A 14,596-nucleotide genomic window follows, 5' to 3' on the forward strand; every position below is an offset into this window, starting at 1 on the left:
GTTCCCCTGCCCTCCGCACCCCGGGCGCCGCGCCGCCACCGCATCCGCCGCCGCGCCGATATGCCGATGCTCGGCGGGGTGCGCCCGCCGATTGCCTCACTTGTCGTACTCCTCCTGGTGGTCGCCGCCCTGACCGTGATCGGTCTCGAAGGCATCCACACCGTGCGCATCCCGCAGGCCGTGTTGAACGGGGAGCAGCAGATCGCCGCGGACACCGCGCAGTCGCTGCGCACCGCGATCGACGCCGAGGCGAGCACCGTACGCCGTACGGCGGGCGCGTACCCGGCGACGAGCACATCGACCCCCGTGACCACGCTCAAGGCGCTGACCTCTGCCAGGAAGACGGTCCTCGGCAGTGCGCTGCTCGACCGGCACAACGGCAGACTGCTGGCGGCCGGCGGCAAGACGGTGCCGCTGGCCGGCGTGGACGCTGCCAGGACGGCCTCCGGGACGGTCCCGCCCCGGCTGGTGACGTCGGGCGGCAGTCCGCAACTGCTGTACTTCGCCAAGGTCACGCTGCCCGCACAGCAGGACGACCCCGACCAGGACTACCAGGCCCCGAACCGGCCCGAGCGGCAGTGGCTGCTGGTCGTCACCGAGGCACTCCCCGCCCTTGCGGCGTACGGCGAGGGCGGCACGGCCGAAGTGCTGGACTCGAGCGGCACGGCGCTCGCCACCGCGGTCCACGGCAAGGCGTCGCCGGGCGCCGCCGGCAGCGGCCTGTCAGCGGCGGCGGCCCGCGCGGCCAAGGGCTCGGGGGGCGACTCCGACGCCTCCGGAAGCCTGCTGGGCGCCACCACCGGCAGCCGGCGCACCGTGGCCGGCTGGGCCCAGGTCGCCTCGGCGACCGGTCCGGGCACCACCGACGACCTGGGACTGGTGGTGCTCACCTCCCGCGCGGTGCCCGCCACGACCACCACCGCCGACTACTCGCGCTTCGCGCTCCAGGCCGCCGGGGCGCTGGCCGGAGTCGCGCTGCTGCTCGGGCTGGCGCTGTACTTCTCCGTGCAGCGGCCACTGCTGCGGCTGTATCTGTCCGCGGGCCGCCTCGCGCGGGGCGCGACCGGGGACGGGCCGACCGCGTGGGCGGAGCTGTCCCGGCCGGTTCCGGTGCACGGCTTCGGGGAACTGGCCAGGATCGGGCAGGCACTGGACTCACTGCGCCGGCAACTGCTCGGCGAGAGCGGCCCGCAGGAGTTCCCGGCCCGGCGCGGACCGGGCTACCGGGCGCTGGCCGTGCTCGGCGTGGTGGTGGTGGCCTGCTGGGCGGTGCCGATGGTCTTCCTGCTGAACCGGGCGGATTCCGCGACCGCGGTTCCGGCTCCGGTCCTCGCCGACCAGCAGACGCGCACCGAGATCGTGGCGACCCGGATCCGGCAGTCCCTCGACCAGTCGTACACCGACCTGAGCGCCGCGGCCGCAAGCCTGCCGGGCCGGAGCCGGGCCGCTCAGACCGAGATTCTGCGGCACTCCCTCGCCGACCACAGGCAGTACCGCTCGCTGTATCTCCTGGACGGCTCGGGCGGCATCACGCTGAGGGTGGGCGGCACACCGCTGCGCACCCGCGTCCATGTGCCCTCCGGCGGCGGGATCACCACCGTCAACACCTCGGGCCGGATCCCGGCGATCGCCGCCTACGCCCAGGTCCGGGCCGTCAAGGGCAAGGCCAAGGCGGCCGGGGTGGTCCTGTTCGGCGAGATCGACGTGAAGGTGCTCAACTCCATCCTGCCCAGGCCGAAGCTGGGCAGCGTCTGGGTGACGGACGGCGAGGAGAAGGTGCTGGCGTCGAGCGTGGGCTACCGCGCCTTCCAGTCGCTGCCCGACCCCGGCCTGACCCGGCTCGCCCGCTCCACCCAGAGCGCCCCGGGGACCGCGGGCACCGCGACCTCGGCGGTGCACCTCACCTCCTCCGGCCCCTCGGTCGACGCCGCCGCGCCGCTGGCCCAGAGCGGCCCGACGGCCCGCCTCGGCTGGCACGTGGTGACCGCGGAGCCCGCGGCAGCGCTCCAGATCCCCGCGGTGCAGGCCGAGCAGCGCACCATGCTGGCCGGCATCCTGGGCCTCGCCATCGGCGCGGCCTGCCTGGGCTGGCTGCATGTCGTGGTGATCCGGCCGCTGCGCGCGGTCGCCGTGCTCGTCGAGCGGCTCGCCGGCGGAGACCGCCGTACCGTGCTGCATCCGGTCAACCACGACGAGATCGGCTCGGTCACCCGCAGCCTGGAGCTGATCCGCCAGGCCCTGGCGGAACGCGACCGGACGGCCAGATCCGGCCACGTCCCCGGGCCCTCCCGGTCCCTGCGTGAGAACACCCTCCAGCGGTAGTAAGGACGGAATCGGCGTGCTCTTCCTCTATGTCATCGTCCTGCTGTGCTGCGCCGTGCTGTGGATCGCCGGAATCCTGGAACAGCGGCGGCACTTCGCCTCGCTGGAGCAGATACCGACGCGGGTGCTGGTCAACGGCATCCGCGGCAAGAGTTCGATCACCCGGCTGTGCGCGGGCGCGCTGCGCGGCGGCGGCCTGGTCACGGTGGCCAAGACAACCGGCACCGCGGCCCGGTTCATCCATCCGGATGCCACCGAGGAACCGATCTACCGCAAGTTCGGCATCTCCAACATCGTCGAGCAGATCGGCATCGTACGGCGGGCGGCGACCTACCGGCCGGACGCGCTGGTCATCGAGTGCATGGCGGTGATGCCCGCGCTGCAGGAGACCAATCAGGAGAAGCTGATCCGTTCCACGATCGGCGTGCTGTGCAACGTCCGCGAGGACCATCTGGAGGAGATGGGGCCGACGCTGGACGACGTCGCCCGCTCGCTCTCCCGCTCGATGCCGGTGGGCGGGGTGTGCGTGACGGCGGAGAAGGACCGCCTGCACATCCTCCAGGAGGAGGCCGACAAGCGGAACTGCCGGCTGATCGCGGTCGATCCGGAGTCGGTGACCGACGCCGAACTGCGCGGCTTCAGCTGGTTCACCTTCAAGGAGAACGTGGCGATCGCGCTCGCCGTCGCCGGACTGCTCGGCGTGGAGCGGCAGACCGCGATGCAGGGCATGTGGGACGCGCCGCCCGACCCGGGCGTGCTGTCGGTGGAGCGCTACGTCACCCCCGAGGGCAAGAAGCTGCGGTTCGCCAATGTCTTCGCGGCCAACGATCCCGAGTCGACGCTGATGAACGTGAAACAGTTGGAGGATCTGGGCGCGATCAGGCGGCCGATCAACGTGGTCATCAACTGCCGCCCGGACCGGGTGGAGCGCAACGGCCAGATGGGCGCCATCGTCCCCGACCTCGGCGCCGAGACGGTGTTCCTGATCGGCCACCCGACTCGGAGCGCCCGCGATGCGATTCCCGCGGGCTTCACCGGGCGGGTGGTGGATCTCGGCGGTGATCGCCGAGACCCCGATGAGCTGACCGCGGCCATGCTCGCGGAACTCGGCCCGGCTTCCTCGCTGGTGGCGATCGGCAACATCCACGGTCAGGGCGAGCTGTTCCTGGAATGCCTCGCCGAGCTGCCCCTGGACGAATCCGAGGACCTGTTCGACGCCGTTCCCGACGGTGACGGCCTGGACCAGGAGACCATGCAGATCGCCCTGCCCCGGCCGCGGGTCTCGGTGGCCCGGCCGCCCGAGCCGGAGCCGTACAGCTGGGTGGCCCCGCTGGAGACGCCGACGTACGCCCTCCGCATCCCCGAACAACGTGAACTCGCCCGCCGGTTCGCCGCTCGCCACGGGCGGTCCGAGGACCAGAACACCGCAGACGACCCGCACCACTCCCACGACCGGTACCACGCCTACGATCCAACCCAGTCCCCGAGGAAACCGTGATCCCCGCCAACCTCACCGCACAGACCGCCGCACTCGGGATCGCCCTCGGGCTGGTCTTCTCGCTCGTCTGCTATCTGACCACCAACCTTTCCCCCGGGGGGATGATCACCCCGGGCTGGATCGCCCTCACGCTCGTCACCGATGTGCGGATGGCCGGGCTGATGGTCTGCGTGGCCGCGGCCACGTACTTCATGACGAAGCTGCTGCAGCGCACGGTGATTCTCTACGGCAAGCGGCTCTTCGCTGCCGTGGTGCTGTGCGCGGTGGTGATGCAGACCACCGTGATGCTCGCCCTCAGCCACGAGTTCCCGTTGCTGTACACGTCACAGACCCTTGGCTTCATCGTCCCCGGCCTGGTCTCCTACCAGATGGTCCGGCAGCCCATGGCGGCCACGGTCATCTCGACCACGGCGGTGACGCTGGCCACGTACGTGGTGCTGGTCTCCGGCCTGTTGATGGGCGCACTGCCCACGGGCTGACCTGCCCAACCCCGCTCTCACCTCACACTTCCAGGAGGATCGGCCATGCACTCCAACCCCGTCGGCAGACGCAGCAACCCGACTCGCCGCGCCGTGCTCGGAACGATCGCGGGCGTCGCGGCCGCCGGGGTGGCGGGCGGGTTCGCCTGGGACCACCTCAGGCAGGGCGGCGACGACCACGGGGGTACGGTCGCCGACGGAACGGGCACCGGCTCGAGCGCCCGGTCCACCGGGTCCCACACCTTCGAGCGGCTGTCCGCCCCCGCCCGTACCGTGGTCCGTGCCGCCGACGGCGCCACACTCGCCACTTTCACCGACGGAGCCCGTACGGCCGTACTCACCGGTCCCACCCGCACCTTCAGCGAGCCGCGGACCACCGAGGCCAAGGTGACCACGGACGCCTGGGTGCGGGTGCTGCCGCACGAGTGGCAGCGGGGCATGGAGAAGTCCGCCTCGTTCAAGAGCTGGTTCCGCAAGGCACTCGGCGACAGCAGCCCGGACGTCTTCGCGGTGGCGTTCCAGTACAGCAGCGCCGGGGCGCCCGACAAGCACAACGCCGCCGGCGTGCGTTACGCGGGCACCGCACATTTCGGCCCGCGCAATGCAGCGGTCAACAATCCGCTGGACTTCGCCTTCCACGACGAACAGTCCGACTTCTACGACTATCTGGGCCTGCCCTGGACCTTCCCGGACGGCACGCGCGTGCAGCCGGAGCAGGCCCGCTACGGCGACGCCGACTGCTCCGGCTTCCAACGGCTGGTGTGGGGCTACCGGATGGGCCTCCCCCTGCACAACACCAACACCAAGGGAGCAGGCCTGCCGCGCCGCGCGTACGCCATCGCCGCCGACGGTCCCGGCCGCCTGGTGATCCCCCACACGGGCAAGCAGCAGGCCACCGACCTGAGTGCCCTGCAACCCGGTGATCTGGTCTTCTTCGCCATCATCAAGGACCGGCCGGACTTCATCGACCACTGCGGCATGTACATGGGCCTCGACGACCGGGGCCGGCACCGCTTCTACTCCAGCCGTTCCGCCGCCAACGGCCCGACCATGGGCGACATGTCGGGTCACGCGCTGCTGGACGGCACCGACTTCTACGCCCGCGGCTTCCGCGCGGCCCGCCGCCTGTGACCACACCGCCCGTGCACCGCCGCCTCACCTGACCTGCTGATCCGAGGACCACTGCCATGACCGCCATCCCCGCCGTCCAGCCCACCGGCGCGCACCGAGGCCGCCGGTCGGCGAACCGCCGCTCCGGTCCGCCGGAAGACGCCCCGCGCTGGGAGCGCCCGGCGCTTACCGCGGTGCTGGTCGTCGCCGCGGTGCTGTACTCGTGGGGCATCGGGCACGCCGCGCTCCACCCCTTCTACGGCGCGGCTGTCCGGTCGATGGCCGAGAGCTGGCGTGCCTTCTTCTTCGGCGGGCTCGACGCGAGCGGTTCGATCACCATCGACAAGCTGCCGGGCGCCTTCTGGCCCGACGCCGTCTCCGTGTGGCTCTTCGGCCCGCACACCTGGGCGGCCGCGCTTCCGCAGGTCGTCGAGGGCGTGCTCACCGTATGGCTGCTGCACCGGATCGTACGGGCCTGGGCCGGTCCGTTCGCCGCGTTGATCGCTGCGCTGACGCTCACCCTCACCCCGGTCACCGTGGCGCTCAACCGTGCCACCATCCCGGACACCGCGCTCACGCTGCTCCTGGTGGCGGCCGCCGGCGCGCTGCAGAAGGCGGTGCGCACCGAGCGGCTGCTGCCGCTGATCACGTGCGGGATCTGGGTCGGGCTCGCCTTCCAGGCGAAGATGCTGCAGGCGTGGCTGGTGCTGCCGGTCTTCGCCGCGGTCTACCAACTCGCCGCGCCCGGAACCCGGTTGAACCGGGCGCTGCGCGTTCTGCTGGCCGGTGCGGTCGCCCTGGTGGTCTCCTGCTCCTGGGTGCTGATCGCCTGGGTGACTCCGGTCGCGAGCCGCCCGTACCTCGACGGCACGTCCGACAACAATCCCTTCGCCCTGGTCTTCGGCTACAACGGCCTGAGCCGCTTCAGCAGCGACTCCACCGCGTTCGGCGCCGTCGCGGGCACCGCCGCCAGCCGCACCACCGGCAACACCGGCTGGGACATGCTGATCAACCACACGGTGGGCCCGCAGGTCGCCTGGTTCCTGCCGCTCGCCGTGCTCGCCGCGGTCCTGGGCGTCGTGTGGCGCGCCGGGCAACCGCGAACCGACCTGCTGCGCACGGGATTTGTGATGTGGGGCGGCTGGCTGGCCGTGCACGCCCTGGTCTTCAGCGCCTCCAACGGCAACCACGCCTACTACACGGCCGTCATCGCCCCGGCGCTCGCCGCGCTGGCCGGCGGAGGGCTCGCGCTCTTCCGATCGGAGTACGAGGCGAAGTACGAGCCGAAGCTGGAGGCGCGGTACGAGCCGGAGTTGGAGGCGCGGTACGAACCGGCGCCGGAGGCGGAGCACGAGGCAGGCGACCGGCGGCACTTGGTGCTGCCGGCGGCGATCGTGCTGACGGCGGCGTGGGCGCTGGTGCTCGACTGGCCGACCCGGTTCGTCTCCTGGCTGCTGCCGGTCGCCGTGATGTTGGCACTGTGCGGCGTGGTGGGTCTGTGGAGCCGCGGGCCGCGCACCTCCCCGCGGATGGTCCACGCAGCCCTCGCTTCCGGAATCGCGGCCACCCTGGTCGTGCCGGCCGGCTGGGCCGTCTCCGGCCTCAACCCGCTCTACGCGGGCGCCGCCACCTCGCCGATGGCCGGTCCGGTCGGCAAGTCGTACTACGAGCATCCCCGCCACGCTCCGCGGAGGAGAGGGCTCGGCCGGCCCAACGCCCGCGACACCGCCCTGCTCGACTACCTCACCACGCACCGCCACGGCGAGAAGTACCTGCTCGCCACCCAGGCCGCCTACACCGCCGAGCCCCTGCTGCGCGCGAAGTCCGAGCCCATCCTCGTCATGGGCGGCTTCACCGGCAGCACACCCTTCCCCACCGCCCAGCAGCTCGGCAGCCTCGTCGCCACCCACCAACTGCGCTATGCGCTGCTCACCACCCAGCGCCCCACCACTCCCGCCACCACCTGGGTGAAGTCCCACTGCACGCGCATCCGGCCCACCGCCTACGCCCGCCACGCCGACGGCAGCTTCGGCCTCTACGACTGCAATCCTCAGCGGTGAGGCGACGCCCCGGAGCCAGGGATCGCGGTCAACGGAAGTTCTGCAACTCCACGACTTGACGGGTGCTTTCGACGGGCGACGGCTTGGTAGGGCGCACGCCAACCACCCCCCCCGGTCGCCGATCGGGAGATCGACGCCCACCCGGCGCGTCCGGTGCCGGTGCTCGTGGTGTTCACCTTTCACGAAGACGTGCCGGTCGGCCGGCCTGGTCGACGTGGACGGCAGAACGAAGGTGGCGTCCGTGGTGTTCGCTCCCGTGTCGGAGATGCGCACGTAGACCTTGCCCTGGCCCCCTTGATCGCGCTGCCGAACCTCCAGTCGCCGAGGACTGCGATGCGTCCGCCGTCGCCGCCCAGGGGGTCGGTGTCGCGGTGGAGGCGCTGGGTGGCGTGAACGGCTACGAGCAGGTCCGGCTGTGGTGGACCAAGAGGGGGCCGACCTGGTGATGACGGCCGCCTCGAGGCCCCGCGCTGGGGGCCCGACAGCTGGGCCCATGTCACCATCTCGCGCTCGAAGGCGTCGCGTCCGGCCTGGACGAGCCGAAGCGCGTCGGTGCCGAGCAGCAGGCGCGTCGGCGGCTGGTCGGCCGCCACGATCCGCAGCACCGCGGCCGCGGCCTTGTCCGGGTCGCCCGGCTGGTGCCCGCTGCCGTGGATGCGCCGGGCGCGCAGCGGCTCGAACAGTTCGTCGTAGTCTGCGATCACACGGGGTGCGCGGATCATCGAGCGGCCGGCCCAGTCGGTCCGGAAACTGCCCGGCTCGACGGCGGTGACATGGATGCCGAAACCGGCGACTTCCTTGCCGAGGGTTTCGAGGATGCCCTCCACCGCGAACTTGCTGCCGTGGTAAAAGCTGAGACCCGGCATGGTGATCAGCCCGCCCATCGAGGTGACGGCAATGATGTGGCCCGAACGGCGCTTGCGCATGTGTGGCAGCACGGCCTTGATCACCGCCACGGTTCCGTAGACGTTCACCTCGAACTGACGGCGAAGGTCATCCATCGACGACTCCTCGAAGAGGCCGTCATGGCCGTACCCGGCGTTGGCGACGAGTACGTCGACCGGGCCCAGATCGCGCTCGGTCTCGTCAACGACCGTGTCCACCGCGTCATGGTCGGTCACGTCCAGGATGCGGGCGTGCGCATCGCCGGCGAGCGCCTCGAAGGCATGTACGTCGGCGGGCGTGCGGACCGTGCCGACCACCCGGTGGCCCGCGGCCAACGCCGCACGCGCGAGTGCGCGGCCCAGACCGGTGCTGACGCCGGTGATCAGGAATGTCTTGGTGTCCGACACAGGAGTTCCCTTCGTGCGATGCGAACGGAGGCCGACCGGGGCAGTTGGGCCCGGGCCGGTCTCGACACGTTCCACTTCAGCACCGGAATCGGCCGCTGATCGGCTTCCAGGGGGTCGGCTTCGGCCCGGGGACAGCCGGACCGGGGGACTGCCAGTCCCCCTTTCGCGGGCCGTCGGGGCGAACTTGGGCCCTATCGTGAACGGCATGGACCGCAACACAGCTCTCGGTGAGTTCCTCCGCTCCCGGCGGGCACGGATCACCCCGCACCAGGCGGGCCTGTCCGACGACGGCGGCTCTCGGCGAGTGCCAGGACTGCGCCGCGAGGAGGTCGCGCAACTGGCGGGCGTGAGCGTCGACTACTACGTACGTCTGGAACGCGGACGTCGGCTGAACGTCTCCGAGACCGTGCTGGACGCCATATCCCGCGCGCTGCGCCTCGATCCCGTCGAACGCACCCATCTGTTCCAGCTCGCCAAGCCCGCCACAGGCAGGCCCCGCCGCACGGCAACGCGACCGCAGCCGGTCCGCCCGGGGCTGCGCGACCTGCTCCGTATCCTCGAGCACACCCCCGCCCTTGTACTGGGGCGGCGACTGGACGTACTTGCGTCCAACCAGATGGCACGCGCGTTGCTCACCGACTTCGACGCGCTGCCGCACCGCGAGCGGAACCTGGTGCGGTTCATGTTCTGCGACGAGACCGCCCGCTCGCTGTACAGCCACTGGGACACTCACGCCCAGGACATTGTCGCCTCGCTCCGGCGCGACGCCGGACGCCATCCCCACGATCCACTGCTGGCCGAACTCGTCGGCGAACTCTCGATCATGGACGAGGACTTCCGCCGCTGGTGGGCCGACCAGAACGTGTATCGGCACACGCATGGCAGCAAACACTTCCACCACCCGATCGTCGGCCCGCTCACCCTCAACTACGAGTCCCTCACTCTGCCCGCCGACCCGGACCAGCGGCTGAGTGTCTACACCGCCGAGGCAGGCTCCAGCTCCGAAGAGGCGCTTCGGCTCCTGGCCGCGTGGATACGGCAGCCCGAGACCTCGCACGGGCAGCACGCAGATCATTAGTCGCCCGCAGGTCCGCGAGAGCGGTCGGTCATAGTGGCCGCGTCGTATGAGCAGGGATGAGCGTTATGGAACACCGGCAGGCCTTGCGCCCCACCGCCGGTGTCCCGAAACCCTCGTCGACGGGGGAGAACCGGGATTGAGAGCAATGCGACCTGCCCATTCGTGGCACGCAGTAACTCTCAACACCTGGCCAGAGGTTGAAACTCAAGTCAGGGCGTGCCTCAAAGCGGCGTCCTCGCCTGGTGGTTCGCATTCGACCCGTCATGGCGGCCCGATTCCGCTGCGGTCACCCGCAGACCCAGCTCCACCCGGCGCTGCTGACGTGGCTGTCATGTCCAACGAGCCGCCCGGCCTGCGGGCATCGCATGAGGATCGCGACCGCGTCGTGGATGTGCTGCGGGTCGCCGCCGGTGATGGTCGGCTCAGCGCCGAGGAACTCGACAGCCGGCTGGAAAGCGCGCTGTCGGCACGGACGCTCGGCGAGTTGGCCGAACTCACCACCGACCTGCCGGTCCCGCCCGCGATGAAGGGCAAGGACCTCCTCGTGGTCGAGCAACACGGCGGCAAGTACGTACGGGAGGGACGCTGGTCGGCGCCCCCGCGCATCGACGTGCGCACGCAACTGTGCCGTGTCACCTTCGACTTCACTCACGCGGTGACCACCTCGGGCGTCCTGCGGATCGAGGCGGACATGATGCACGGCAAGCTGATTCTCGTCGCCTCACCGGACATCGTGATCGAAACCGACCGGCTCAACCTCACCTACTCCAAGGTGAAGCTCCGCTCCAAGAAATCCGCTGCCGATCCGCGCCTGCGCATCGAACTCGCCGGAACGCTCCTGCATGCGAAGGTCATCGAGAAGCGGCGGTGACGTCCTCGATGCCCTGAGCCGTTCGGCCGGCCCCGAGCCGCGTGCCCGCGTCACCTCCGGGGGCCCGACCGGTCGGGGTGACCTCGACGGCGTACGGCCCCGTGGCGAGTTGCCGACCAGATACTGACCGGCGCTGTCGCCCTGCTCGCCCCGGCCGCGGGTGTTTGACCAGGCGCTTTCACCTTTACCACCTGCCGGTCCGCCTCACGAAACACGCCCGCCATCGCCAGCTCTGCATCGAGGCCACCTGGGCCTGGGCCAACGCGTTCACCACCTGCGCGCAGCGACTCTGTGAACTTCCCGCCGTCGCCTGACAGTCCGGCGCCTCCGGGCGAAGACCGCAACGGGGATCCATCCCCGAATACTGGCACCGACAAGGGGAGCCGTCGCACCCAGGAGGCAGCAACACACGGCACCGGCCCCGAAGCCCGTTCTCCCACCGTCATCTTGAACCTGTGTCAGGGTGCGGGCATCAGTCTGCTGAACGGGAGCGCACACCTGGGCAGAGATCCGCTCTCGGCCTCGGTGCGACAACGTCGGCCGGCCGGAGCCCGCCTCCCGCAGCGGAAGCCGCCTGCGGGCCCCGGACCCGTCCTTGTGGCCGGTTCGAGTCGGGGCGTAATCCCGAGCGCCCCAAAGGTCGCAAGGACTTCCCGAGCGAGGGCCCCGCGGAGGGGGGAGAGCGCAGGCCCTCGCGCATGCGGCCGCGATTGTCGCCGGTCCAAGGTGGCGGCCGTCCTTCCCGCTCTCCCAGCCGGCACTCCGCTCGTGCCCTGTCGACCGAGCCTGGTTTTCCTCAGCCTTCTGTCATCCCCGCCAGACGCGGATGCCGGTCGTGGCACCCGACCACCGGACCGGCGAATTCTGGCCCAGGCACTCAGGAACGGGCACTGACGTCGGAACGCATTGCTGTGCGAAGGGCGTTGAGTGCCCCGTCGAGGGCTTCCATCGCTGACGGCCACCCTGGGTCTGCGCCTATGTCGGGCTCGTCGAAGCGGTCTCGTAAGTCCCGGAGGCGCATGAACGCCTGGTCGGCCGTATCGCCGAGATGCTCCGGAGCGATGATCAGCATCTGATAGCGGAGGTGGTAAGCGTTGGTGGATCCGAGGATCTCGCCTGCCTGCTCCATGCGCTCTTCCCTGGTCAGGCCATTGCTGCGCTTCAGGTCTCGCAGGCGGTGGGTGGTGAGCGAGAGCGCCCCGAGGTATTCGGCGTACAGCTGCTGCCTGACCGCGCGTTCGCGGGCTGAATGCTCCCGTTGCCAGCGCGACCGTTCGGCCAGGAGAGTAGTGCTGACGCCCAGGATGGCGCCGAGCGCAGTGCCTGCGAGAGTCCCCCAGTCCACAACTCTGATCGTAGGGGTGGGTGGCGCCATGGCCCAAGGGGTGTGCGACGGGGCAGTACAGCGATGGCAGAACGCGTGCCGCTCCGCAGTTCCGGCGCGCCGACGCAGGAAGTGGGGAACGTCTCCACGCCGCAGGGATTGCCGGCACAGATGGTCGGTCAGCTCCAAAGCCCGCAGCGTCACCGACCCCAGCCCGCTGACCGGCCCGTTCTCCGGTGCGCGGGGGAGTCGCGCGAGCTCGCGCAAGTGTCCGGATCGGCGCCCACCCCCAGGGCGCACTCATCTGCCCCGACACCGTCCCCGTCCAGACTGAAAGTGACTCTTGACTTCCCCGTGGTCCAGGGCGGCGCCGTTTGCGAGCCTCGGCGAAACTGGCTGCGTGAACAGGGCGGTGAGGTTCCGTTTTCCACGTGCCGTCTGTTGCCCCCACCTGTAGCCACTGCCCCTTGCCCACCGAGCAAGATCGGCCGGGCAGACCCTGAGTGCGCGCGGCAGCACAGGTCACAAGGCACGTCCTCCGTCGCCACGCACCCGCAGGCGGCCACCGACTCATTGGAGCCATCTTCAAATCTTGAGCACAAATTCCACACGTTCCTCTCTCCAGATGGGTTCCGATGGTCTAGATTGACCTTGCTTCGCATGCTGGGACACGAGGCGACAAATGGTGATCCATGGGTCGGCGATGCAGAGGGCCAGTAGCCGCGTTTCTGGCGCCGACGTGGGGGTGATCAATTCTTGGGGCCCGAGAGGGCCTTCGGGTGCGGGGAGCATCCGAGGTTTCGACGGGTTTCCGTGCAGCTCGAGAGTCCGGCCGGGCATGTGAGTCCGCTGCGGCCAGGACACGTTGTTCAGGTTGGGCTGCAGTAGCCGTGATGTCGTGCGCGGGAGGCGGGGGCCTGTCGCGGGAAGGGACAGCGCTGTGCGGGGGGCGGGGGCCTCCCGAGGGGAGGAAGCGTGCGGGAGGCGGGGGCCTCCCGTGGGGGGAGGGGCTGTGTTGGGCGAACACGTCGTATCACTGGGGACCGGGGGGTTTCTGTGCGGCAGGGGGGAATAGTCGATCCTTTTTCGTCGGCGCGCGGGCGTCTGGCGAAAGAGGCGATCAGCCAGCCCGCGAACGACTGGGAGCAGCGGTACCGCCGTACCGTGATCACCAGCGACACCGTGGCCACCGCCCTGGTGGTGGCGGCCATAGGCAACTTCTTCGGGGCCCGGGACGCGGCCAACTGGCATGAGAAGTGGGGGATTCTGGCATTCGGCACCGAGCTGCTGGTGCTGGGAGCGCTTGCGGTGGGCCGGGCGTGGGCTCCGGCCGTGCTCGGGCAGGGTGCCGAGGAATTCCGCCGGCTCGGACGCTCACTGTTCGCGGCGACCGTCGTACTGGCGCTCGGCGGGATAGCCCTCACCTCACGCAACATCAAGCTCTGGATCTTCGTCGCGATCCCCGCGATCGCGCTGGTCACCATGACGGCGCGGTATCTGCTCCGCCTCTGGCTGCACAAACAGCGCAAGGAAGGGCAGTGCCTGAGACCGGTGCTCGCTGCCGGAAGCCCGGCCACCGTGCGCGACCTGATCACCCGAACCCGCAAGTTCCCGCACATAGGCTGGCGGGTGGAGGCGGTGTGCACGACGGACGGTCGCGGGATCGACGGCGACCAACTGGACGGCGTGCCGGTCGTGGGCCTGTTGACGGACGTCGCCAAGCACGTCCGCCACGACGGCTACCGCGTCGTCGCGGTCACACCGGACCCGCACTGGACACCGGACCGGCTGCAGCGCCTGGCCTGGAACCTCGAAGGCAGTGATGCCGAGATGGTCGTGGCCCCGGTGCTGATGGAGGTGGCCGGCCCGCGGCTGCACGTCGACGCGGTGCTCGGGATACCGCTGCTGCGGGTCAGCATGCCGACCTTCACCGGGGGCCGCCGGGCCATCAAGGCCGTCGTCGACCGGGTGGGCGCCGCGGTCCTGCTGATGTTCTTCGCGCCGCTGATGGTGTCCGTCGCGCTGCTCGTGCTGATCGACAGCCGGGGCGGGGCCTTCTACCGCCAGCGCAGGGTCGGCAAGGACGGCCGCGAGTTCACCATCCTCAAGTTCCGCACCATGGTCTCCGGGGCTCATGGAGCACGGGCCGAGCTCGCCGAGCGCAACGAGGGCGCGGGTCTCCTGTTCAAGGTCCGCCGGGACCCGAGGGTGACCCGGGTGGGAGCAGTGCTGCGCCGGTACTCGATCGACGAACTCCCGCAGCTTTTCAACGTACTTACCGGATCGATGTCGCTCGTCGGTCCGCGGCCGCCCCTGCCGGAGGAGTGCGCCGCGTACGACCCGGACATCCGGCGGCGGCTGCTGGTCAAGCCCGGGCTCACGGGTTTGTGGCAGATCAGCGGACGCAGCGATCTGCCGTGGGAGGAGGCGGTCCGCCTCGACCTGCGGTACGTGGAGGACTGGTCGCTCGCCCTCGACACGGTGATCTTGTGGAAGACGATGCGTGCGGTGCTTCACGGGCAGGGGGCCTACTGATGCGCGGGGGGCGTCGTCCAGCCGACA

At 70.3% G+C, this 14,596-nt stretch carries 9 protein-coding genes and 1 pseudogene; 8 read left to right on the plus strand and 2 right to left on the minus strand.

Annotated elements, in window-relative coordinates:
• Positions 1 to 78: 78 nt before the first annotated feature.
• From IH68_RS0100095 to IH68_RS0100115, 5 genes are read left to right on the plus strand one after another with little or no spacing between them, the layout of a single operon-like run.
• On the plus strand, positions 79 to 2,322 hold the full coding sequence (locus IH68_RS0100095; RefSeq protein WP_234341129.1) for a HAMP domain-containing protein: 2,244 nt from the start codon (positions 79 to 81) through the stop codon (positions 2,320 to 2,322).
• Between the two features lie 16 nt (positions 2,323 to 2,338).
• Positions 2,339 to 3,820 carry a poly-gamma-glutamate synthase PgsB gene (gene pgsB / locus IH68_RS0100100; protein WP_030926554.1) on the plus strand — a complete coding sequence of 494 codons (1,482 nt, stop codon included), beginning with the start codon at positions 2,339 to 2,341 and terminating at the stop codon, positions 3,818 to 3,820.
• The gene (locus IH68_RS0100105; RefSeq protein ID WP_030926556.1) at positions 3,817 to 4,299 is read left to right on the plus strand and encodes a poly-gamma-glutamate biosynthesis protein PgsC/CapC; all 483 of its coding nucleotides are present in this window, start codon (positions 3,817 to 3,819) and stop codon (positions 4,297 to 4,299) included. Before pgsB ends, IH68_RS0100105 begins: the two co-directional genes overlap by 4 nt.
• Positions 4,300 to 4,344: 45 nt before the next feature.
• Complete coding sequence (locus IH68_RS0100110) at positions 4,345 to 5,430, plus strand: NlpC/P60 family protein (RefSeq protein WP_030926559.1); 1,086 nt, start codon at positions 4,345 to 4,347, stop codon at positions 5,428 to 5,430.
• A gap of 56 nt (positions 5,431 to 5,486) precedes the next feature.
• Positions 5,487 to 7,469: an ArnT family glycosyltransferase gene (locus IH68_RS0100115; protein ID WP_030926561.1), complete on the plus strand. Its 1,983-nt coding sequence runs from the start codon at positions 5,487 to 5,489 to the stop codon at positions 7,467 to 7,469.
• A 479-nt stretch (positions 7,470 to 7,948) separates the two neighbouring features.
• Here IH68_RS0100115 and IH68_RS0100120 read toward each other — a convergent pair.
• Positions 7,949 to 8,761, minus strand: a pseudogene (locus IH68_RS0100120) (oxidoreductase); the annotation flags it as partial.
• 205 nt (positions 8,762 to 8,966) lie between these two features.
• On the opposite strand from IH68_RS0100120, the gene IH68_RS0100130 reads away from it, so the two are divergent.
• On the plus strand, positions 8,967 to 9,839 hold the full coding sequence (locus tag IH68_RS0100130) for a helix-turn-helix transcriptional regulator (protein WP_037884414.1): 873 nt from the start codon (positions 8,967 to 8,969) through the stop codon (positions 9,837 to 9,839).
• A 331-nt stretch (positions 9,840 to 10,170) separates the two neighbouring features.
• Positions 10,171 to 10,710 (plus strand): DUF1707 SHOCT-like domain-containing protein, encoded by a 540-nt coding sequence (locus IH68_RS0100135; protein WP_030926568.1) that lies wholly within the window; start codon positions 10,171 to 10,173, stop codon positions 10,708 to 10,710.
• Positions 10,711 to 11,587: 877 nt separating this feature from the next.
• On the opposite strand, the gene IH68_RS49370 is transcribed toward IH68_RS0100135, so the two are convergent.
• Complete coding sequence (locus tag IH68_RS49370) at positions 11,588 to 12,055, minus strand: hypothetical protein (protein ID WP_037884415.1); 468 nt, start codon at positions 12,053 to 12,055, stop codon at positions 11,588 to 11,590.
• A 1,035-nt stretch (positions 12,056 to 13,090) separates the two neighbouring features.
• Between IH68_RS49370 and IH68_RS0100145 the strand changes: the two genes are divergently transcribed.
• On the plus strand, positions 13,091 to 14,569 hold the full coding sequence (locus tag IH68_RS0100145) for a sugar transferase (protein WP_078912249.1): 1,479 nt from the start codon (positions 13,091 to 13,093) through the stop codon (positions 14,567 to 14,569).
• Positions 14,570 to 14,596 lie beyond the last annotated feature (27 nt).

Origin of the sequence: Streptomyces sp. NRRL S-646 (assembly GCF_000720765.1) — a bacterium.
GTDB lineage: Bacteria > Actinomycetota > Actinomycetes > Streptomycetales > Streptomycetaceae > Streptomyces.

Coding starts and splice junctions, on each gene's coding strand:
- IH68_RS0100130 (WP_037884414.1), top strand. CDS start 8,967: ATGGACCGCAACACAGCTCTCGGTGAGTTCCTCCGCTCCCGGCGGGCA.
- IH68_RS0100115 (WP_030926561.1), top strand. CDS start 5,487: ATGACCGCCATCCCCGCCGTCCAGCCCACCGGCGCGCACCGAGGCCGC.
- IH68_RS0100110 (WP_030926559.1), top strand. CDS start 4,345: ATGCACTCCAACCCCGTCGGCAGACGCAGCAACCCGACTCGCCGCGCC.
- IH68_RS0100135 (WP_030926568.1), top strand. CDS start 10,171: ATGTCCAACGAGCCGCCCGGCCTGCGGGCATCGCATGAGGATCGCGAC.